At 63.3% G+C, this 20,915-nt stretch carries 21 protein-coding genes and 1 tRNA gene; 9 read left to right on the plus strand and 13 right to left on the minus strand.

Going from position 1 to position 20,915, the window contains the following annotated elements:
• Positions 1-22: 22 nt before the first annotated feature.
• The 4 genes from CK230_RS15620 to CK230_RS15645 all read right to left on the minus strand — a co-directional run bounded on the left by CK230_RS15620 (position 23) and on the right by CK230_RS15645 (position 3,128).
• The gene (locus CK230_RS15620; protein ID WP_095818059.1) at positions 23-682 is read right to left on the minus strand and encodes a TerC family protein; all 660 of its coding nucleotides are present in this window, start codon (positions 680-682) and stop codon (positions 23-25) included.
• A gap of 186 nt (positions 683-868) precedes the next feature.
• A complete protein-coding gene (locus CK230_RS15625) occupies positions 869-1,276 on the minus strand; it encodes a DUF930 domain-containing protein (RefSeq protein WP_176480115.1) in 408 nt (135 codons plus the stop codon).
• A gap of 1,306 nt (positions 1,277-2,582) precedes the next feature.
• Positions 2,583-2,873, minus strand: a complete 291-nt coding sequence (locus CK230_RS15640; protein WP_095818062.1) for a hypothetical protein — start codon at positions 2,871-2,873, stop codon at positions 2,583-2,585.
• Positions 2,874-3,038: 165 nt separating this feature from the next.
• Positions 3,039-3,128 (minus strand) — tRNA-Ser (locus CK230_RS15645).
• A 609-nt stretch (positions 3,129-3,737) separates the two neighbouring features.
• On the opposite strand from CK230_RS15645, the gene CK230_RS15650 reads away from it, so the two are divergent.
• The 7 genes from CK230_RS15650 to CK230_RS15680 all read left to right on the plus strand — a co-directional run bounded on the left by CK230_RS15650 (position 3,738) and on the right by CK230_RS15680 (position 11,388).
• Positions 3,738-5,003, plus strand: a complete 1,266-nt coding sequence (locus CK230_RS15650; protein WP_095818063.1) for a septal ring lytic transglycosylase RlpA family protein — start codon at positions 3,738-3,740, stop codon at positions 5,001-5,003.
• A 116-nt stretch (positions 5,004-5,119) separates the two neighbouring features.
• Positions 5,120-6,298, plus strand: a complete 1,179-nt coding sequence (locus CK230_RS15655) for a D-alanyl-D-alanine carboxypeptidase family protein (protein WP_095818064.1) — start codon at positions 5,120-5,122, stop codon at positions 6,296-6,298.
• Between the two features lie 72 nt (positions 6,299-6,370).
• Entirely contained in the window at positions 6,371-7,045 is a 675-nt protein-coding gene (tmk, locus tag CK230_RS15660; protein ID WP_095818065.1) for a dTMP kinase, read from the plus strand.
• Entirely contained in the window at positions 7,042-8,097 is a 1,056-nt protein-coding gene (locus tag CK230_RS15665; RefSeq protein WP_095818066.1) for a DNA polymerase III subunit delta', read from the plus strand. The genes tmk and CK230_RS15665 overlap by 4 nt, the downstream gene beginning before the upstream one ends.
• Before the next feature lie 127 nt (positions 8,098-8,224).
• On the plus strand, positions 8,225-9,769 hold the full coding sequence (gene metG, locus CK230_RS15670) for a methionine--tRNA ligase (RefSeq protein WP_095818067.1): 1,545 nt from the start codon (positions 8,225-8,227) through the stop codon (positions 9,767-9,769).
• Complete coding sequence (locus tag CK230_RS15675) at positions 9,769-10,563, plus strand: TatD family hydrolase (RefSeq protein ID WP_095818068.1); 795 nt, start codon at positions 9,769-9,771, stop codon at positions 10,561-10,563. The genes metG and CK230_RS15675 overlap by 1 nt, the downstream gene beginning before the upstream one ends.
• 3 nt (positions 10,564-10,566) lie before the next feature.
• Positions 10,567-11,388 carry an MBL fold metallo-hydrolase gene (locus CK230_RS15680; RefSeq protein ID WP_095818069.1) on the plus strand — a complete coding sequence of 274 codons (822 nt, stop codon included), beginning with the start codon at positions 10,567-10,569 and terminating at the stop codon, positions 11,386-11,388.
• A gap of 78 nt (positions 11,389-11,466) precedes the next feature.
• On the opposite strand, the gene CK230_RS15685 is transcribed toward CK230_RS15680, so the two are convergent.
• From CK230_RS15685 to CK230_RS15715, 7 genes are all read right to left on the minus strand, one after another.
• Positions 11,467-12,126, minus strand: coding sequence for a glutathione S-transferase family protein (locus CK230_RS15685; RefSeq protein WP_095818070.1), 660 nt, complete (start codon positions 12,124-12,126; stop codon positions 11,467-11,469).
• A gap of 166 nt (positions 12,127-12,292) precedes the next feature.
• Entirely contained in the window at positions 12,293-13,111 is an 819-nt protein-coding gene (locus CK230_RS15690) for a DUF3658 domain-containing protein (protein ID WP_095818071.1), read from the minus strand.
• Between the two features lie 292 nt (positions 13,112-13,403).
• A complete protein-coding gene (locus CK230_RS15695; RefSeq protein ID WP_095818072.1) occupies positions 13,404-13,814 on the minus strand; it encodes a hypothetical protein in 411 nt (136 codons plus the stop codon).
• A gap of 3 nt (positions 13,815-13,817) precedes the next feature.
• Complete coding sequence (locus CK230_RS15700) at positions 13,818-14,693, minus strand: aldose 1-epimerase family protein (protein WP_095818073.1); 876 nt, start codon at positions 14,691-14,693, stop codon at positions 13,818-13,820.
• Between the two features lie 182 nt (positions 14,694-14,875).
• Positions 14,876-15,592 carry a Bax inhibitor-1/YccA family protein gene (locus tag CK230_RS15705; protein WP_095818074.1) on the minus strand — a complete coding sequence of 239 codons (717 nt, stop codon included), beginning with the start codon at positions 15,590-15,592 and terminating at the stop codon, positions 14,876-14,878.
• A 17-nt stretch (positions 15,593-15,609) separates the two neighbouring features.
• On the minus strand, positions 15,610-16,383 hold the full coding sequence (locus tag CK230_RS15710) for an anti-sigma factor (protein WP_095818075.1): 774 nt from the start codon (positions 16,381-16,383) through the stop codon (positions 15,610-15,612).
• The gene (locus CK230_RS15715; RefSeq protein ID WP_245429933.1) at positions 16,380-16,901 is read right to left on the minus strand and encodes a sigma-70 family RNA polymerase sigma factor; all 522 of its coding nucleotides are present in this window, start codon (positions 16,899-16,901) and stop codon (positions 16,380-16,382) included. The genes CK230_RS15710 and CK230_RS15715 overlap by 4 nt, the downstream gene beginning before the upstream one ends.
• A 145-nt stretch (positions 16,902-17,046) precedes the next feature.
• Here CK230_RS15715 and CK230_RS15720 point away from each other — a divergent pair, with 145 nt between their 5' ends.
• The gene (locus tag CK230_RS15720) at positions 17,047-18,231 is read left to right on the plus strand and encodes an amino acid aminotransferase (protein ID WP_095818169.1); all 1,185 of its coding nucleotides are present in this window, start codon (positions 17,047-17,049) and stop codon (positions 18,229-18,231) included.
• Between the two features lie 81 nt (positions 18,232-18,312).
• On the plus strand, positions 18,313-19,137 hold the full coding sequence (gene mazG / locus CK230_RS15725; protein WP_095818077.1) for a nucleoside triphosphate pyrophosphohydrolase: 825 nt from the start codon (positions 18,313-18,315) through the stop codon (positions 19,135-19,137).
• 7 nt (positions 19,138-19,144) lie between these two features.
• Here the strand turns inward: mazG and hflX are convergent, their stop codons facing one another.
• Together hflX and hfq are read right to left on the minus strand one after the other, a co-directional pair.
• Entirely contained in the window at positions 19,145-20,533 is a 1,389-nt protein-coding gene (gene hflX, locus CK230_RS15730) for a GTPase HflX (RefSeq protein ID WP_095818078.1), read from the minus strand.
• Positions 20,534-20,779 carry an RNA chaperone Hfq gene (gene hfq, locus CK230_RS15735; protein WP_006202172.1) on the minus strand — a complete coding sequence of 82 codons (246 nt, stop codon included), beginning with the start codon at positions 20,777-20,779 and terminating at the stop codon, positions 20,534-20,536. It abuts the gene before it with no gap.
• Positions 20,780-20,915 lie beyond the last annotated feature (136 nt).

Consider the following 20,915-nt stretch of genomic DNA (forward strand, 5'->3'; position numbering starts at 1 on the left):
AATCGCTGACGTTGGAATTGGCTCAGCTTACCGCGGCATTGACGTGCGGCCAGACTTCGACCGCGCCGCGATAGACCATGTCGAGCGCGACATAGAGGATGATCAGCAAGCCGATATAGGCGATCCAGCGGTAGCGGTGCAGGAGCCTGGCGATAAAGCTCGCTGCGAGGCCCATCAGTGCAATCGACAGCACGAGGCCGATGACCAGCACCGGGAAATGATCGCGCGCCGCACCGGCCACGGCGAGCACATTATCAAGCGACATGGACACGTCGGCAACGACGATCTGCAGCGCCGCCTGGCCAAGCGTCTTGCGCGGCGCCTTGCCGGCCACGGTTCTGTCGCTGTTGAGGTCGGAATTGGCCAGCGCCTCCGTCGCCTCATGCTCGTCGGCATGCGAGGTGCGCAATTCGCGATACATCTTCCAGCAGACCCAAAGCAGCAGGATGCCGCCGGCCAGGAGGAGACCGACGATGGCGAGCAGTTTCACTGTGATCGCGGCGAAGAGGATGCGAAGCACGGTCGCGGCAAGCACACCGATAAGGATTGCCTTTTTGCGCTGATCCGCGGGCAATCCCGCCGCCGCGAGGCCGATGACGATGGCATTGTCGCCGGCAAGCACCAGGTCGATGGCGATGACCTGGAGCAGGGCGGTCAGGCTTGCGGCGCTGAAAATATCCATCGGCTGGAGGCCCTTTGGTGTTCGCGGAGTCTTGATCGTCGACTATGCTGACGCCCTAACGTGTATGGTTCCCGGGCGTCAAGGAGAACAGGCCGGAACCAGCCTTCAGGGCATTCCGCTCCACTGGATATCGAGGGTATTTTACGGCTGTTACCTCGGCCGAGCGCTATTGGCCTCGATCGCTGGTCAGTCGTAGAGACTATATTTGGCCCAGTCGGATTCCGGGATTTCATCGCCGATCTTGTAGCGGAACTGCAGCACCTGCATATGGTCCGGCCCAGTCTCGCATTTGAATTTCAGCCGGTACCATTGGCCCTTGCTGCGGAAGGCGGCGCCCGAGCTTTTGATGGCATCGGCGCTCATCTGGGGCGTGGCAAAGGCGTAGGCCACGACGCGGTCGGCCTTGTAGTTGTGATCGTCGTGGCTGATCCGGTCGAGCACTTCGGCGTCGCAGCGCTGCTCGAGGCGGGTTTCGGGATCGAGTTTCATCAGGCCGGCGCGCAACGCATTGTCCATCGCCTTGGCCGGCAAGACCGGCGTCAGCGACGCCAGGACCATCAGGCACAGCTTTTTCATGGGCGCGAGAAGCAGCATATTTTGTCCGAGAAATCAAATAACCGCTGCTTTACCAACGGTTGACCGTCTGCCTGGGCGTTCCGGACTGCTTCGTGGCAACCGAGAAGGCAATCAACGCCGCGAACAAGGAGAACGTTGCGGCTCGTGCAAGAGATGCCGAGCAGCAGGCTCGATCGCTGTTTCTTGAGAAGTGCAAAAATCCGGAAAAGTTAACGCCTGTCTGGCCCGTCCTGCACCGGCATGATCACGAGCGCAGGCGCCATGCCAGGCGGCGACCCACTCACGAGGATCGCCACGATGTCGGACAAATTGCCATTCTCAGAAGGCACGCTCGGCAGCAAGCTTGCGGCTGGTCTTTCAGTCTATCTGCCTTACCTGCGAGCGCAGGGCGGTGCTAGACGTCGCCGCGCCGGCCAGGCGGTTCGGGCCGGACCAGCCCTGCCTTCACTGGGATTTGCTCAAGATCATCTTCTGCAGCGAATGCCGCGCTGCCGGCCGTGACGATCGGAATCTGCAGTTCACCAACCACGCATTGACGCCGGAGCAGCGAAAAGGGTGGACGCCTTGCCCGTAAGGCGAAAGGGCCTGCTCCCGTCGCCGCTGGTACATCCGCAGACGGCGACGGAGGCCGGGAGCGGCCCGGCAGGCTGACGGGGTAGGCCAGCAACACACCGGGCCTAACCGGTGAGGGCTCGGATTCAAAACAAACTCACCGGCTAGCGAAGATATACGCTCCTGCTGAGATGCCTGACACGTATCCAAAAGGACGATCGTGGGAGTAGCCGCTTGCGAATAAGTCACCGCTTATGCAACATCCGCGGCACCTACCGCTGCTGGTCGCCAACTTGGCGACGAGCAACTGCTCACGCTCCAGATCGATCGCATCAGCCGAAAGGCGCTGTCCCTGTCAATCACGGCCTCTCAGACGGGCACCCCGGGGTGCTTCGGTAGTGAAGGGGACTTCGAAGTCGAAGGCAACGACGAGCCCTCTCTGGGATGGGGTAATGCTACCGGCCAGAGTGGCGTCGGTGTCGACCAATGAGACTATACCGACGGCGGCGGGAGTGAAGGCGCGCTCGTCTTCACCGGCGAAGGACATGACATCGGTCGTGAACTGCTTCGCGGACACAGGCACAAGCCCTCCTAAGCCGTCCTGACGATCGTGGGGCCAAGTCGTCACCCTACCGGGCTATACCGGGCCGCTGTCGCAGGCCGATGTCGACAGGGCGGACGGTCGCACGCGCTATTGGGAGGCGAAGAGGTTCTGAAAACTTCCCAGGGGTATTTGGCCCGGCTGCTCAGGTGGCCGGGCTTTTCATTTCTGTCACGGGACGCGGCCAACCGGTTCGTCGCACTTGTAGACCGGACAGCGGTCGTCACGGGTCGGGACATAGGCCGACATTGGCACCCGAGGCCAGTCGCACTCGTTGCCGAATTGCCTGACATAGCGGTCATAGGTGTTGGGGCCGGTGGTCAGCACCACGGCGCGGTTGCTCTGGATCAGTTGCTGGAGTTGCTGGCAGCTCATCGTACGGGTGTCGGGCCGGGCCTCAGTGAGAACGGTCGCGGCAAGCAGAATCGCCGCTGACGTCAAAGCAGTTAGCGGGATGGACATGGGCGGTATCCTCGATCGGGCAGGGCCGGGCCTTCGATCCTTGCAGGAAAGAATTGGCACCGCAATTGGCACATGACGGGCAGGGGTGCATGAAGAGCGCGGCACGGCATCCGTTATGGCATCACCGCTAAACCGTTATATAACATGTTGATTTTATTGGAGTTGTGGCGGAGGGAGTGGGATTCGAACCCACGGTGAACTTGCGCCCACGCCGGTTTTCAAGACCGGTGCCTTAAACCGCTCGGCCATCCCTCCATCGTGATTCCACGAGGCGCCGTCTCGTTGGCCGCGAGGGCCATGTCGGTAGGACTGCGAGCCATGCTCTAGTGCGTCGCGCAAAGGCCTGTCAATCGCCAGGACTCAATCAGGCGCGTGGATGCCGTGAATCGGGCCGCGGGGGACCGCGGGCCCATCCATGGACCGGGAGTTGGATTGACAATTCGGTGAAAGGTCGGTCAATTTCGGTTTGCTAATATTTCAAGTAGGGGGAAATCGTGAAGAAGAGCTACGAGAAGCCGATCCTGACGAAGCGCGAGATACTGTCGCGCGCAACGGCGCAGCAGATTTCGTCCGTACCACCGCCCCCACCGCCGGCGTAAGCGAACTTCCAGCCGCTTCTTACCTGAGTCCGGAAGGCTGGTGAACCTTCTCGCGGCTGGAAAAAAGGCCTTATAAACCCGGCGCGGGTAGCCTGCAGCACGCATGCTTTGCACGTTCGCCACAATCTCGCCCTGTTGCGGCCATAATCGATTAACATCGTGATAAGCAATTCCTGTGCAAAAAGGGATTGGGGATCAAGGTGTTGGCCTAGCGGGCGACTTCTGGCTCCGTCGGGTGGCAGCACGGTAGGGGACAATCGAAAACATGAAGACTCCGGCGCGCCCGCGTCTTCGTCGCGCTTCTGCTTTCGCCCTGTGCGCCCTTTCGGGCCTGCTGCTGGCTGCCTGCGCCTCACAACCCGAGCCGAAGGGGATGGTCTACAAGAAGGCCCGCTCCAAGGAATATTTCGCCGAATCCGAATATGGCGTGAAGGCAAGCCCGCACGTCCAGTTCATGCGCCGTGGCGGCGGCCGCGACCAGCTCGGCAAGCCCTACCAGGTTCGCGGCAAGTGGTATTATCCGAAGGAAGACAAGAAGGGCTTCACCAAGGTCGGCCTGGCCTCTTGGTATGGCGATGCCTTTCATGGGCGTTTGACCGCCAATGGCGAAGTCTACGACACGGCGCAACTGACCGCGGCGCATCCGACGATGCCGCTGCCGAGCTATGCGCGGGTCACCAATCTCGATACCGGCAGTTCGGTGATCGTGCGCGTCAATGACCGCGGCCCATATCATGAGGGCCGCATCATCGACGTCTCCGAACGCGCTGCGCAGATGCTCGACTATGACAAGGTCGGTACCGCCAGGGTCAAAGTCGAGTATGTCGGCAGGGCGCCGCTCGACGGTAATGACGATCAGTATCTGGTGGCGTCCTACCGGCCCGGCAACAACCGGCCGGATCCGTCGGACGGTTTACCGACCGGCGTGATGGTGGCCATGAACGGTCCGTCGCCGAGCTTGTCGGTCGGCGCGCCGCCGGCCGCCGTGCCGTTCCCTGGACAGTTGACCAATTCAGGGCAGGCCTTTGCCGCGCAACCGGGCTTGTCGGATGAAGCCACCGTTCAGCCGGCAGCCTTCTCTACGCAGGGCGGCAGCGATGTCGTGCTGCCCGATTTCGGGCCGATCGTGCCGGAACGTCCGGATCTCGGCCTTCCGCCGAACTCGCCCTTCGCCATGGCTTCGCTGTCCTATGCGGATGAGCGGGTGAAGCGCGCCGATGTCTTTGCCGCGCTCGATGCCGGCGGCATGTCGCCGGCCGATATCCTGCAATCGTGGAAGAAATCGAACCGCCAGCAACAGGCGCCTGGATACGACTACGTCGCCGCCGGTTCCTTCGACGAAGCCGCCGAGGCCAAGCGTGTGGCCGCGGCGCTCGAGCCGTTCGGCCGGACCGAGATCCAGCGCACGGAACTCGACGGCAATGACTGGTATGCGGTCAATGTCTATCCGGACGGCCATGGCAGCATCGACGACCTCCTCCAGGCAGCCTGGTCGCATGGCGCGCCGGACGCGCTGGTTGTGCGTAACTGATCAAATTCGCACTGCACGTTGATCCGGCCGAAAAAACCCTGCTAGCTTGGCCGCGGGGTAGTCTTTGCGCAATTCCGGGCGACTCTCCGGTTTTGCTCAGATTGGGTCGACATTTCATGCAATTGCGCATTCTTCCGCCCTTCGCCAGCCTTCTTGGATTGGTGCTGGCGCTGTTTTGCGCCGCCCCGGCGAGCGCGCAGCTGTTCGAGACCAAGGCGACGCAGGCGTTCATGATCGATGCGGACACCGGCACGGTGCTCTTCGCCAAGGACCCCGACAAGCCGATTCCGCCGGCTTCGATGGCCAAACTGATGACGATGGAGGTGGTCTTCAACGCGATCAAGGCAAAGCGGATCACGCTCGACGATACGTTCGTCGTCAGCGAAAACGCCTGGCGCACCGGCGGCGCGCCGTCCGGGACTTCGACCATGTTCGCCAAGCTCAAATCCGCGGTCCGCGTCGAGGACCTTATCCAGGGCGTGACCGTGCAGGCCGCCAATGACGGCTGCATCGTGCTTGCCGAGGGCATGGCGGGCTCGGAAGCGAATTTCGCCGCGCAGATGACGGATCGGGCCCGCCAGCTCGGGCTTCAGAAATCGACCTTCGTCAATTCGACCGGCCTGCCTGCCGACGGCCAGCAGACGACGGCGCGCGAGCTGACGATGCTGGCGCTGCATCTGTGGCGCGACTATCCCGAGTTCTTCCACTATTACGGCCAGCCGGACTTCACCTGGAATAAGATCGCGCAGAGGAACCGCAATCCGCTGATCGCCATGGGCATCGAAGCCGACGGCTTTGTCGCCGGCGCCAGCGAACAGGCGGGCTTCGGCCTGGTCGGCACCGTCAGCCACAACGGCATCCGCGTGATCGCCGCGCTCAGCGGACTGGCGAACGACCGCGAACGCTCCGAGGAGGCGCGCAAGCTGCTCGACTGGGGCTCGCGGTCCTTCCAGAAGACCGAGATCTTCGCCAAGGACGAGGTGGTCGGCGAAGCGCAGGTCTTCGGCGGCGTCAAATCCGGCCTGGCCTTGAAAGCCAAAGGTCCCGTGGACATCTTTCTGCCTATAGCCAACCGCGACAAGCTGACCGCCAGGATCGTCTATCAAGGTCCAGTGTCGGCACCGGTCGAGGAAGGGCAACCGGTCGGTGAGCTGCGCGTTTGGATAGGCGATACGCTCAGCCAGCAGACGCCGCTCTATGCCGCCGAGTCGGTGAAGGTAGGCACGCTGCCACAGCGGGCGCTGGATGCCGTCAAGGAACTCGCCGTCGGCTGGCTGCGTCAGAAACATTTGTGATCGGGCAAGTTCGTGGACCTTTTGTCGGACGGGAGCTATGACAGCGGCCAGCAAGGGCAAAGGCAGTCTCGATTGGCGAGCGGATTTTTCATCACCTTCGAGGGCGGCGAAGGAGCAGGCAAGTCGACGCAGATCGAGCGGCTGGCGCGGCGCATGCGCGCCAAGAAATACGAGGTTCTGGTCACCCGCGAGCCGGGTGGATCGCCCGGCGCCGAGGCGGTAAGGCACGTGCTTCTGTCCGGCGCGGCCGAGCCGTTCGGCCCGGAGATGGAGGCAATCCTGTTCGCCGCCGCCCGGTCCGACCATGTCGAGCAGGTCATCCGGCCGGCGGTCGAGCGTGGCTCGATCGTGCTGTGCGACCGTTTCATCGATTCCTCGCGCGTCTACCAGGGCGTGACGGGCGGCATCGACCCCGACTTCATGAAGGCGCTGGAGGCGGTCGCCATCAACGGCATGATGCCGAACATGACGCTAATCTTCGACATCGATCCGGCTGAAGGCTTGAAGCGAGCGGCCGCGCGGCGTGGCGCAGGCGACGCCGCCGACCGCTTCGAGAAAGAGACTCTGGCCATCCACCGGCGACGGCGCGAGGCTTTCCTGGCCGTCGCCGAGGCGGAGCCGGAGCGCTGCATCGTCATCGACGCGGCCGCCGATCCCGATACGGTGGAAAATGTCGTCACCGCCGCTGTCTTCGCGGCGCTGGAAGAGAGGACGCCGGCGCAAAGGATCGAGACGGCGCCGGCATGATCTTCGAACGCATCGCTCCAGAACAGCACGACACGCTGGACGGCGTGCCCGAGCCGGCTGAAACGCCGCGGCTGATCGGCCATGCGGCGGCGGCGGGCATGCTTGCGGGCGCCTACCGCGCGGGCAAGCTGCCGCATGCGCTGATTTTTGCCGGACCGCACGGCATCGGCAAGGCAACACTCGCCTTCCACCTGGCGCACCATCTTTTGAAATATCCGGATTTCAGGACGGCGCCCGACACGCTTGCCATCCCCGATCCGGTGTCCCCGCTGTTTCGCCAGATCGCCACGGGTGCGCATCCGGGCGTGCTGCATCTGACGCGCCCTGCCAACGACAAGACCAAGAGCTTCAAGACGGTGCTGACCGTGGACGAAATCCGCAGGGTCAGCCGCTTCCTGTCGATGACCTCGCATGACGGCAGCTACCGCGTCGTCATCGTCGATCCGGCCGACGACATGAACACCAACGCCGCCAATGCCTTGCTCAAGAATCTCGAGGAGCCGCCGGCGCGCACCTTGTTCATTCTGATCGTGCACGCGCCGGGCAGCCTGCTGCCGACGATCCGCTCGCGTTGCCAGATGATGCGGCTGGCGTCGCTTGCGGCCGACGAGCTGATGGCGGTGCTGGAGAATGTCGAACCGCCGCCGCCGGATGATGCGGCCGCACGCGCGGCGCTCGCCGAGCGGGCAGGGGGGAGCGCACGCAACGCCATCCTGCTCACCCAATATGGCGGGCTGGAGATCGCCGGCGCGCTCGACGCACTGGTGGCGGCAAGGAAACCCGACATTGCCGGCGCGCACCGCCTTGCCGAGGCCGTGGCGGGACGCGACCAGGCGATCCAGTTCGACATCTTCAACCGCCGCGCGCTCGATCTGCTTTCGGACGCCGCCAGCGAAGCGGCGCTGTCCGGCGACCTTGCCAGGGCCAAAACACTGTCCGAGGCTTGGCAGGATGCGCTGAACACGATATCTGAGGCCGAGACCTACAATCTCGACAAGAAGCAGCACGCCCTGACCATGATCGACCGCCTGAATTCTGCGATGCGAATGTGACGGCTCGTTCGATGCATGCCGTTGGCCCACGTTCGGGCGGCATGCATTGGCCTCGGGATGGCAATCGACGTTCCGATGCGATATCCACCGCCACAACTCACATTCAGATATTCATGACGGTTCATTCATGTCACGCGACACATTCTACATCACGACCGCGATCTCCTACCCGAACGGCAAGCCGCATATCGGGCATGCCTACGAACTGATCGCCACCGACGCGCTCGCCCGCTTCCAGCGGCTCGACGGCAAGGACGTGTTCTTCCTGACCGGCACCGACGAGCACGGCATCAAGATGCTGCAGACGGCGCGCAAGGAAGGCATCGCGGCGCGCGAGCTCGCCGACCGCAACTCGGCCGAGTTCCGGCGCATGGCGACGGCGCTCAACGCTTCCAACAACGATTTCATCCGCACCACCGAGGAGCGGCATTATGTGTCCTCCCAGGCGATCTGGAAGGCGATGGCCGCCAATGGCGACATCTACAAGGGCGGCTATGCCGGCTGGTACTCGGTGCGCGACGAAGCCTATTACGGCGAGGAGGAGACCGAGGTCCGCGCCGACAATGTGCGCTACGGACCGCAGGGAACGCCTGTCGAATGGGTCGAAGAGGAAAGCTATTTCTTCCGCCTTTCGACCTATCAGGACAAGCTCCTCGCGCTCTACGAGAGCCAGCCCGATTTCATCGGTCCGGCCGAGCGTCGCAACGAGGTGATGAGCTTCGTCAGATCGGGGCTGAAGGACCTGTCGATCTCGCGCACCACCTTCGACTGGGGCGTGCCGGTGCCGGGCGACGAGAAGCATGTGATGTATGTGTGGATCGACGCCTTGACCAACTACATCACCGGCATCGGGTATCCCAATGAAAAGGATGAGAAATGGCGGTTTTGGCCAGCTGACGCCCACATCATCGGCAAGGACATCGTCCGCTTCCATACAGTGTATTGGCCGGCCTTCCTGATGTCGGCGGGAATCCCGCTTCCGAAGCGCGTCTTCGCACACGGCTTTCTGTTCAACCGCGGCGAGAAGATGTCGAAGTCGGTCGGCAACGTCATCGACCCGTTCACGATGGTGGAGCATTACGGCGTCGACCAGGTGCGCTATTTCTTCCTGCGCGAGGTGCCGTTCGGCCAGGACGGCAACTACAGCCATGAGGCGATCGTCAACCGCACCAACGCCGATCTCGCCAACGGCCTTGGCAATCTGGCGCAGCGGTCGCTGTCGATGATCGCCAAGAATTGCGGCGGCGCGGTGCCGAAGCGCGACGAGCTGGCGGAGGCCGATACCGCGATCCTCGACCAGGCGATCGAAGCGCTGGCCGTTTCGCGCCGGGCGATGGCGGAGCAGGGCATCCATCTGGCGCTGGCGGCGATCTTCGGCGTGGTGGCGGAAGCGGACCGCTATTTCGCCTCCCAGGAGCCGTGGGCGCTGAAGAAGACCAATCCGGAGCGAATGGAAACGGTCTTGTGGACAACGGCCGAACTGGTGCGGCGGGTGGCACTCCTTTGCCAGCCCTTCATTCCGGGATCGGCGGCCAAGTTGCTCGACTTGTTGGCGGTGCCTGCGGACAGGCGTGCTTTCGAGCACGTCCATGCCGACCACGCGCTGGTGCCCGGCACCGCCTTGCCGGCGCCGGAGGGCGTGTTCCCGCGTTATGTCGAGCAGGGCGCCTGATGCTGGTCGACAGCCATTGCCATCTCGACTTTCCGGATTTCGGCGAGGAGCGGGCGGCTATCGTCGCCCGCGCCCTCGCCGCCGGGGTAGGCCGCATGGTCACGATCTCGACGCGCGTGAAGCGCTTTCAGCAGATCCTTGAAATCGCTGAAACTTTCGACGAGGTCTATTGCTCGGTCGGCACCCATCCGCACAATGCGGCCGAAGAACTTGACGTGACCGCCGACGAACTGGTGCGGCTCGCCGAGCATCCAAAGGTGGTGGCTATCGGCGAAGCCGGGCTGGATTACTACTATGACAAGGCGCCGCGCGATGCGCAGGCGCAAGGTTTTCGCACCCATATCGCCGCGGCACGCCGGACCGGCCTGCCGTTGGTCATCCATGCGCGCAATGCCGACGACGACATGGCGTCGATCCTCGAGGACGAGACAGGGAAGGGCGCCTTCCCCTTCATCCTGCACTGTTTTTCGTCCGGGCGCAGGCTGGCCGAAATCGGCGTGGCGCTGGGCGGCTATGTCTCCTTCTCCGGCATCCTGACCTTCAAAAATTCCGCCGAGCTGCGCGCTATCGCGGCCGATGTTCCGCGCGACCGGCTGCTGGTCGAGACCGACGCGCCCTACCTTGCGCCGATCCCGCATCGGGGAAAACGCAACGAACCGGCTTATGTCACGAACACGGCGAAGGTGCTCTCCGAGACCATCGGTGTCAGCGAGGCTGAAATCGCCGATATCACCACCGGCAACTTCTTCAGGCTGTTCACCAAGATGCCGCGCCCCGGCGTGGCTGCGGGCTGAGGCATGGGCGACCGGCTGCGCTTCACCGTTCTTGGCTGCGGCTCATCACCCGGCACGCCGCGCATCACCGGCGATTGGGGCAATTGCGATCCCGCGAATCCCAAGAACCGGCGCATGCGCACGGCAGCCCTGGTCGAGCGGATTGCCGCCAATGGCGCGCGCACCACGGTCGTCATCGACACCGGACCGGATTTCCGCGAGCAGATGCTGCTGGCCTCGGTCAGGCGTATCGATGCCGTTGTCTATACCCATCCGCATGCCGACCATATCCATGGCATCGACGATCTGCGCGGCTATGTGCTTGAGCAACGCCATCGCATCGACATCCATGCCGACGAGCCGACCATGCTGCGGCTGCGCCAGGCGTTCGGTTATTGCTTCGAGACGCCACCCGGCAGCTCCTATCCGCCGATCGTAAAGGCCCACATCATCAATCACGGCAGGCCGGTCGTGATCGAAGGCGAGGGGGGCGCCCTCACCCTTGAGCCGCTGCCGCAGTTCCATGGCGACATCATTTCGCTCGGCTTCCGTATCGGCGGGCTCGCCTACTGCCCGGATATAAGCGGCTTTCCGGACGCCACCGCCGAGCGTCTGCGCGGCCTCGATATGCTGGTGATCGACGCGCTGCAGTACAACACGCATCCCAGCCATCTGTCGCTCGGCCAAGCGCTGGAGTGGATCGAGAAACTGGCACCGACGAAAGCCGTGCTGACGCATATGCATGTGCCGCTGGACTACGCCGTGGTAATGGCCGAGACGCCGGAGCACGTGGTGCCGGCCTATGATGGCATGGTGCTCGAAATTCCTTACGAGTCAGAGCGATAGCGGCAACTGCTTCATTGGCGTTGCAGCTCGCCGTTGCCGGCAATGCCCAAGCCAGACCTGCGCGATCGTGCGAGGCATTCAGGCGATGTCGGCAAGCGAGACGCCGCTGCGTTCCGCGCAAAGGCTCCGCGTGCGTTGCCACGCGGGGCGTGCCAGAGCCCTCGCGTAATACGCGCTCAACCGCGGATAGGGTGCCAGAAGATCGGTCTGGCCGACCTGGCGCAGGGCGGTGGCGAGAAGAATGTCGGCCACGGTGAACGTCTCGCAGGCGATCCACTCGCGGTCTTCGAGCCGGCGCTCCAACCCGGCAAACCAGCGGCAGGCGTCCTCGACGAGCACCGCCCGCCGTTCGAAGGCGCCCACGCCGCCCATGCCCGCGTCGATCCCATCGATCTGAGACAGCGGCCGCTCGACAGTGGTCAGCGCGGCGAAGCACCATTGGACGACCTGCATACGTCCGATGAAATCGGCTGGAATGAGCTTTCCTGCCTTTTCGGCAAGATAGAGGACAATCGCGCCTGACTCCGCGACGATGACACCATCGTCATCGATCACAGGGACCTGGCGGAAGGTGCTGACCTGGCTGTATGCCGGACTGTCAAGCTCGCCGGCGATGAAGTCGAGGGCCTGAAACCGATACGGCAACCCGATTTCCTCAAGCGCCCATTGCGCGCGAAGATCGCGCCCATGGCCAAGCATTTCGGGATAAACGCGTCCAAAGCCATAAAGCGTGATCATCAAACCCCCAAATATCGTTGGTCAGACTTCCATGTTTAAGACGTGGAAGAATCCCTCGGTTCCTACATTCGCTTTGAATTCAATGCATAGATATCGCGAAGCGAAGTTCCATAATCTATCTTATGCGACTTTCTCGTATGGCAATGGAGATGCCGAAAGCGCGATGTCACACAGCCCTGCTTGCCAACCGTACGAAGCTGTCGCGCATTCGCGCGCCGTCGCCTTTCATCTCAAACACACCTCCATCCACAAGCGCATGGACCCGCGACCAGAGCGTGAGATCTCCACAGTAAGTGCCATCGTCCCACAGAGCGACAAGGATTTTGCCGACCACGTGATTGCATTTCTGCCAGTCTTCCGTCACTTGTGACGCCACCGCTTTATCGAAATACGTGATCGGCGTTGAATGAAGGCCAAGGTCGGACACGACGCGAAAAGCTGCGTTCTCGGTACGAAGCTTTTTCCAAAAATCGCGGTAAGCCTGCAGCTCCTGTCCAGTCAACGTCGTCTGACGTTCCAAGAGCCGTGCTCTGACAATGCTGTCTGACGGCACATGCCCGAACGATCCTGCTCGCCAGATCGCAGACTCGGAACGATCGGGCTTGGGTGCGAACTCGATCTCGGTTATGTCGACCACCCGGAATGGTTGATCGCCGATCCGCGAAACGAACTCGAGGAAGTCGGCAAACTCCATGGCGTTTCGCCGGCATACCCATGCGACTGGCGCGATGTCCCTGCCCGTTGCGCGGCTCCAAAAAAGATCGGCCTCTTGTTCGAGGTCCGGACGCCTTTCGAGGCCCAATACGTCTTCCATCCATCGGGCGCGAAGATCGATCGCGGGAGGGTCGATAGGCCCAAAGCTGAGATCGTCCGGCAGCCCGATGACCGTTTCGTGTCGCCCCATGTGAGCAAGCGCGTGACGCAAGCTTCCGGCGGCTGACATGTTGAAGACCACGTGTACGACTGGTTTTTCAGGCTTCGTCATCCGCAGGCACCATTGTTCAAGCTTGCATTCGGCATGTTGCAGAGCAGATAGGCGGCGTATCGTTCACGCCGGGAACGTCACCCGGGAAAATCGCCTACATATTTCAGGCATTCGGCAAGTGCTGCCTTGTCCGAAGCCCGTAATTCTCCCCGGCCGTTGCCGGCGACAAGGCCGAAAAGAGCAAACCGCACGCCGCCAACGTCCGAATGCCCCTCATCGCCGTGGCTCCCATGCGCACCGATTTCTCGCTTCGTGGCAGAACGCGGCCTTGGCAACAAGCTGTCCCGCCCCGTCAGAAAAACCCCTCGAGAAACGCGGCCGCCCCGTCTGAAACGCCGACGATCTTGTTGGTCGCCTGGCGGTAGAATTTGAAGTTGAGCTCGGTCTCGGGCCGGCCGTCCTTCCAATCCTTGAAGCGCTTGAGCTCATCGCGACCCAATCGTTTTACCGCTAGAGCGGTGCGACGGACGGCAATGCTGACGCGCGGTGTCTGCCGTTCGAGATCGGGACGTCTCGGGATAGCCTCCGATGAGGTAACGACACCACGCGCAACAAGCCCCCGCCCGCCTTCGTTCTCGCTGGCGAACAGGAAGACAACGTCGCCTTTAGCAATGTGCTTGCCGCCATACATGGTTTTCTGGGCGGCGAAGACGAATGTCTCCGCCTGCGGGTCCTCGATCTTGGCCTTGATGGCATATGCCATGCTCTACGGTTCCCGGCTGAGGCCTATCCGGTAGCTCAGCACGCGCCCGCCGCCCGGCTCTATCGACATGACACCCGGCTTGTCGGCGAACTCGCCGTCGAAATCGGCGGGACTGGCGATGCCGTGCCAGGGTTCGATGCACAGGAACGGCGCGCCGCCGGGCTTGGACCAGATGCCCAGCTCGTTGAAGCCCTGCCACGTAATATCGATCGCCGGACCTTGGCTTGCGGTGTAGCGCACGCTGGTGCTGGCCGGCTTGTCGAGGATGACGGCGTCGTCAACGAACAGTTTTTCGGAGAGCGGCAGCGTCTTTCCCTCGATGGGTGTCGGTTGCGTGCCCGGCAGCAGCAGGCCGTCCTTCAGGCGGCGTACCGGCGCCGGCTCATCCTTGGCGAAGGTCAGGCGATAGGCCTCCTTGGGCAGTTCCGGCGACAGCGGCCAGGTGAACGCCGGATGCGCGCCGATCGAGGCCGGCAGCGGCTCGTCGCCGGTATTGGTGATCTCGAAGGTCACGCCAAGCTGCCGCGGTTTCAGGTCGTAGCCGATGGCCAGGCGAAAGGCGAAGGGGTATTTCGCCCTGGTCTCGGCGTCATCCGACAGGACCAATGTGCAGGAGGTGGGGCCCTGCTCCGCCCAGGCAAAGCGCCGGTCGCGGGCAAAGCCATGCTGCGTCATCGGATAGGTCTGGCCGCGATGGCGCAGCTGATCGCCTTTCAGGCGACCGACGATCGGGAACAGGACCGGCGAATGACGGCGCCAGGCGGGACCTGCCTGCCATAGAAGTTCGGTGCCGTCGGCATCGCGCAGCGAGACCAGTTCGGCCCCCTGCCCGACGATGGTCGCCGAGATGCCCTCAGAGTGAAGCGTCAGCTGTTCCATTGCGTCCTCGCGGCGGGCTGGTCTGGCCGGCAGGCTAGCAAAAGGCCGCGCGTGAACTCAAGCGCGGCAGGCATACCGCGCGTCGCCTTGATCATGGAAGTCTTGGTGCGAAGTCGACAAAAATGGCCGGAGGTTTCCCTCCGGCCACGCCGAGGTCAGCTGTGTTGCCTGCTACGGCCCGACTATTCGCGCTCGCCGGTGAAATTCAGCAGCAGCTGGAAGATGTTGATGAAGTTCAGATAGAGCGAGAAGGCGCCGAAGACGGCGAGCTTCTGCTGCGATTCCGCATCGAAGTTCTCTGCATACTGTTCCTTGATGGTCTGCGTGTCCCAGGCGGTGAGGCCGACAAAGACGGCAATGCCGATCACCGAGATGGCGAACTGCAGCGCGGTCGAGCCGAGGAACAGGTTGACCAGGCTTGCGATCACCACGCCGATCAGGCCCATGATCAGGAAGGAAGAGAACTGCGTCAGGTCTCGCCTGGTCGTGTAGCCGTAAAGGCTGGTGGCGCCGAACATCGTGGCGGCGATGAAGAAGGTGCGCGCGATGCTGGTCGAGGTGAAGACCAGGAACACCGAGGCGAGCGACAGGCCCATCACCGCGCAGAAGGCCCAGAACATCGTCTGTGCGCTCGCCGCCGACATGGTCTGCATCTTGAACGAGAAGATCATGACGAAGGCGAGCGGCGCCAACATCACCGCCCATTTCAGCGGGCTGGAGAAGATCGGCACGTAGAGCGCCGGCGTCGAGGCCACGAAGAAGGCGACCAGGCCGGTGACGACGAGGCCGAGGCCCATATAGTTGTAGACGCGCAGCATGTGCCTGCGCAGGCCCTCGTCGTAGACGGCTCCGGCCTGGACGCCGGCGCCCATTCGGTATCCCAGATTGGGGCTGTTCATTTGGTTCTCCTTGGTTCTCAGTAAAGAGTTCTGGCGAGTTTCTCGGCGGCACGGTCGAGGCTGCCGGCGTCGCCGCGCCCGACCACCGCATAGGCAACCTCACCGATCTGGAAATAGGCCGACGAAATATCGTCGGCGGGCGCGATCGTTGGCTTCACGACGTCGAACGTGCCCGGCCTGATGGCGAACAGCGAGACGAGGCCAAGGTCCTTGGTCTGGACCGCCATCTCTACGCTCGGCCCGAATTGCGAGGGGTAGATCTGGACGTCGCGGATCTTCCAGTCGTCGGGCAGCGAAGGCATGACGATTGCGGTGGCGGCACGAATCTCGTCGGCGTCGTAGCCCGGCGCCTCCTTCTGCGACGGCATCGCCTCACGCACCAAGGTCGTCCGATGGGCCCTGACCGCGTCCTCGACATAGGCGGGCGGCTGCGTCGAGGCGACCACCTTGGTCACCGCGATCGGCCCGAAAATGCCGTTGGCAAGCCAACCCGCCGCGACCAACACGGCCGCGGCCGCGGCCCGCTGCAGCACGGCGAGCATACGCCCCCTGGCAAGCGCCCTTTCCAGCCGCCGCGCCGCTTCGCTCGTGTTCGGACGGGCCATGCCGACGGGTCCGGCAAGCGCGACGCGCAGCTCGTCGCGCGTCCTCAAATCCGACATCACGCGCGCCGCCGCTTCCGGGCGGGCGGCGAGGTGCGCCTCGACCTCGATGCGGCGGGCGACATCCAACTGATCGTCGACATAGGCGTCGAGATCGGCATCGGTTACGGGATCGACACTGGCGGTCATTGATCGTCTCCCACGATCCTGAGATGGGGCCTGGCTTTCTGTGGCCCGCTCTCCTCCATCTCGCGCAGCGCGGCACGCGCACGGCCGATGCGCGAGATCAGCGTTCCGAGCGGCACGCCGATGATTTCGGCCGCCTGCTGATAGGAAAGCCCTTCGATGGCGACGAGATGGAGCGCGGAGCGCTGCTCCTCGGGGAGCGAAAGAAACGCCTCCCTGACCTGCGACAGGCGCACCGAATGGTCCTGCGACGCCGGCACGCTGCGGTCGGCGACAAGGCCGGCCTGTTCGATGCGCGCCGTCTCGGAGCGGCGCGAGCGCATGCGGTCGATGAAGATGTTGTGCACGATCGCCAGCAGCCAGGCGCGTAGATTGCCGCCCGAGCGAAAGGTCGCGCGCCGCTCATAGGCGCGCACCAGCGCGTCATGGACGAGATCCTCGGCGTCGGCGCTGTCACGCGTCAGCGAGCGCGCGTAACGCCGTAGCGATCCCAACTGCCCGACAATATCGAAGCGTGCCATCGATCGTTTCATGCCCTGTTTACGGAGCATGTGGGGAATTTAATCCCCTGCCCGGCATTTCTTTTCGTGTCGCCGTCTGTGAGGAAACTGCTGGCGCGGCGGGGGCGATTTGCGTATCACTCCGCCGCCATTGGAGTCCTTTTCGATGTTCGAGACCCTGCAGCCCGCGCCCGCCGACAAGATCCTTGCCTTGATCGGCCTCTATCGCAACGATCCACGGCACGGCAAAGTCGACCTCGGTGTCGGCGTCTACAAGGACATCGACGGCAAGACGCCGGTGATGCGCGCCGTGCGCGAGGCCGAGAAGCGGCTGCTGGCAAGCCAAGACACCAAGACCTATCTCGGCCTTGCCGGCGATACCGGCTTCAACGCCGCCATGATCAAGCTCGCCTTCGGCGACAAAGCCGACCATTCGCGCATCCGCGCCGCACAGGCGCCGGGCGGATCCGGCGCGCTCAGGCTGGTGGCCGAGCTTCTGCAGCGCACACGCCTCGGCGCCACGGTCTGGCTTTCCGATCCGACCTGGCCGAACCATCCGCCCGTGATGCGCGCCGCCGGCCTTGAGGTTCGCAACTATCCCTATTTCGATGCTGCTTCCGGCGCCGTCCGCTTCGACGAGATGCTGGCGACGCTCAGGACGGCCAACAGCGGTGACGTCGTGCTGCTGCATGGCTGCTGTCACAACCCGACCGGCGCCAATCTCGATCTCGATCAGTGGGCGAAAGTCACCGACGTTCTCCTGGAGCGCGGCCTGCTGCCTTTCGTCGATATTGCCTATCAAGGCTTCGGCGAGGGCCTGGACGCCGACGCCGCAGGTCTGCGGCTGCTGGCCGGCAAGGTGCCTGAAATGGTCGTCGCCTCGAGCTGCTCGAAGAATTTCGCCGTGTATCGCGACCGCGTCGGCGCGGCGATGATCATGGCCAAGGATGGCGCCCAGGCGGACGTGGCGATGAGCCAGATGCTGGCGGCGGCGCGCGCGCTCTATTCCATGCCGCCGGATCATGGCGCAGCGGCGGTGCGTATGGTGCTGGAAGACGCCGGCCTGAGGAAAGACTGGGAGACGGAGCTGGAAGAGATGCGGCTGCGCATGCTGAGACTCCGCGTCGCTTTCGCCGAGGCGTTGCGCCGGCAATCCAACTCCGACCGTTTCGATTTCGTCGCCAGCCATCGCGGCATGTTTTCCAGGCTTGGGCTGACGGAGGCACAGGTCGAACGCCTGCGCACCGAGCACGCCGTCTATATGGTCGGCGACAGCCGCATCAACGTCGCCGGCCTGCCCGAGGACGGCATGGACGATCTCGCCAAGGCGATCGTCTCGGTCCTCGACTGAAGCCCGCGACAGCTGTGGACAAGTCACGCCGGCGAGCCGCCGAGGTGGCCGGCTTGCGGGGCGCGCGCTAGGGTTGAGGCCATGAAGCCCTCGAAAGACATTTCCCGGCTGATCGAGATCATGGCGGCGCTGCGCGCGCCCAAGACCGGCTGCCCCTGGGATATCGAGCAGAATTTCTCGACCATCGCGCCCTATACGATCGAAGAGGCCTATGAGGTGGCCGATGCGATCGCGCGCGGCGACTTCGACGATCTGCGCGAGGAGTTGGGCGACCTCCTGCTGCAGGTCGTCTATCATGCGCAGATGGCCGAGGAGATCGGTGAGTTCGCTTTCGGCGATGTCGTCGAGGCTATTACCACCAAGATGATCCGCCGCCATCCGCACGTCTTCGGCGACGAAAAGGCGCGCAGCGCCGGCATGGCCAAGGGCATGTGGGAGAAGATCAAGGCCGCCGAAAAAGCCGAGAAGCGCGACGCCCGCATCGCGCGCGGACTCGATCCGGAAGATCACGGCAAGGGTTTTCTCGACAGCGTGCCGGTGGCGCTCCCTGCCCTGACACGCGCGCTCAAGCTGCAGGAGAAAGCAGCGCGTGTCGGCTTCGACTGGAGCGAGGCAGCCCCCATCCTGGACAAGATCGAGGAAGAGATCGGCGAATTGCGCGAAGCGCTCGCCGGGGGCGATACCGGACCGATCAAGGACGAGTTCGGCGACATGCTGTTTGCCCTCGTTAATCTCGGTCGCCACCTCAAGCTCGGTTCCGAAGCGGCGCTCAGCGGCACCAACGAGAAATTCCGTTCGCGATTCCACTATGTCGAGCAGGCCCTGGAGGCCTCGGGTGGCTCGCTGGAGAAGGCAACGCTCGACGAGATGGAAGCGCTCTGGCAGCAGGCCAAAGGTACCAAGTGAACGCCAGTTAGCTGCCGCTCTTGCGATGCAGGCGGCTCTCGATCTCCTGCCTGGCGCTATGCGTGGCCGTCAGCGAGAGAGTGACGCTGCCATCTTCGTTGTCGGCGCGCGAAACGACATCGCCGTTGCGGTAGAGCCAATCGACCTGGCCAAGCTGGGCAGGGCTCAATGTCACCGTCATCGTTTCCAGCTCGCCCGACACGCGCGCCTCGATGAGCGCCTTCAGCGTGTCTATTCCCTCGCCGGTCACCGCCGAAATGGCGATCGGTGGAGACTTGCCGCTTGCGCCTTCGGCCAGCAGCCGCTCGCGATTGCCTTCGTCGAGCAGATCGATCTTGTTCCAGACCTCGATCACGCGGTTGGTGTCGGCGGCGTCGACGCCGAGATCGCCAAGGATGCGTTCGACATCCTCAGCCTGGGCCGCCGTGTCTGGATCGGAAATGTCGCGCAGATGCAGCACCAGATCGGCCTCGACAACCTCTTCCAGCGTCGCCCGGAAGGCGGCGACCAGATGAGTCGGCAGGTCGGAGATGAAACCCACCGTATCCGACAGGATGATCGGCGTGCCGTGCGGCAGCCGCACGCGCCGCAAGGTGGGGTCGAGCGTCGCGAACAGCATGTCCTCGGCCAGCACCCCTGCCCCGGTCAGCCGGTTGAACAGCGTCGACTTGCCGGCATTGGTGTAGCCGACGATCGCCACCACCGGAAAAGGCACCTTCTTGCGCTTGGCGCGGTGCAGGTCGCGTGTGCGCCGCACCGTTTCCAGCTCGTGCTTCAGCTTGGTGATCTTGTCCTGCAGGATGCGGCGGTCTGATTCGATCTGGGTTTCGCCGGGACCGCCGAGGAAACCGGCGCCGCCGCGCTGCCGCTCGAGGTGGGTCCAGCTGCGCACCAGCCGGCCCTTCTGGTAGTTGAGATGCGCGAGCTCGACCTGCAGCGTGCCTTCCTTGGTGCGCGCCCGCTCGCCGAATATCTCGAGAATGAGCCCGGTGCGATCGAGCACCTTGGCATTGAGTTCCTTTTCGAGATTGCGCTGCTGAACCGGCGTCAGCGGATGGTCGACAATGACCAGCTCCGCCTTGCGTTCCTTCACGATGTCGGCGAACTCGGCCACCTTGCCGCTGCCGAGCAGCGTGGCCGGCCGTGGGTCGGCGACCGTCACCACCGCGGTGTGGACGGGATTGAGATCGATGGCGCTGGCAAGCCCCACCGCTTCGTCGTGGCGGGCATCCGCGGAGCGGCTCAGGCGCGGGCGGCTCGACTCATCGTCGCCGCGCGGCTGGCGGGTAAGCACCGGCACTATGACAACGGCCCGGGTCGGATCCTTGGCTTCCGGCCCGAGTTGATGTCCTTGTTTTCCGCGAACGCTGCGGTCCGCGTCCTTGTCACGTGCCAATCAGGCGCCCTGGCTTTCCTCGCCATCGAACATCTGAACCGGCTGGCTCGGCATGATCGTGGAAATGGCGTGCTTGTAGACGAGCTGGGAGTGCCCGTCACGCCGCAACAACACACAAAAATTGTCGAACGAAGTGACGACTCCGGTCAGCTTCACGCCGTTGATGAGGAAGATGGTAAGTGGATTTTTGCTCTTGCGAACTGAATTCAGGAACAGGTCCTGAAGGTTTTGCGATCGTTCCGCCATTTTTCTTGTCTTTCGCCGATCCCCTTCGGTTTGCGGACAATGCGCCAAATTACGCGGCACCTGTCAAGCGCGCAAACCCCCTCTTGCCGATACAAAGGCAAGCAGAACGAGATAGTTGAGGTTCATTCCAGTTGTG

The sequence above is a fragment of the Mesorhizobium sp. WSM3859 genome (genome assembly GCF_002295065.1).
Classification (GTDB): domain Bacteria; phylum Pseudomonadota; class Alphaproteobacteria; order Rhizobiales; family Rhizobiaceae; genus Mesorhizobium.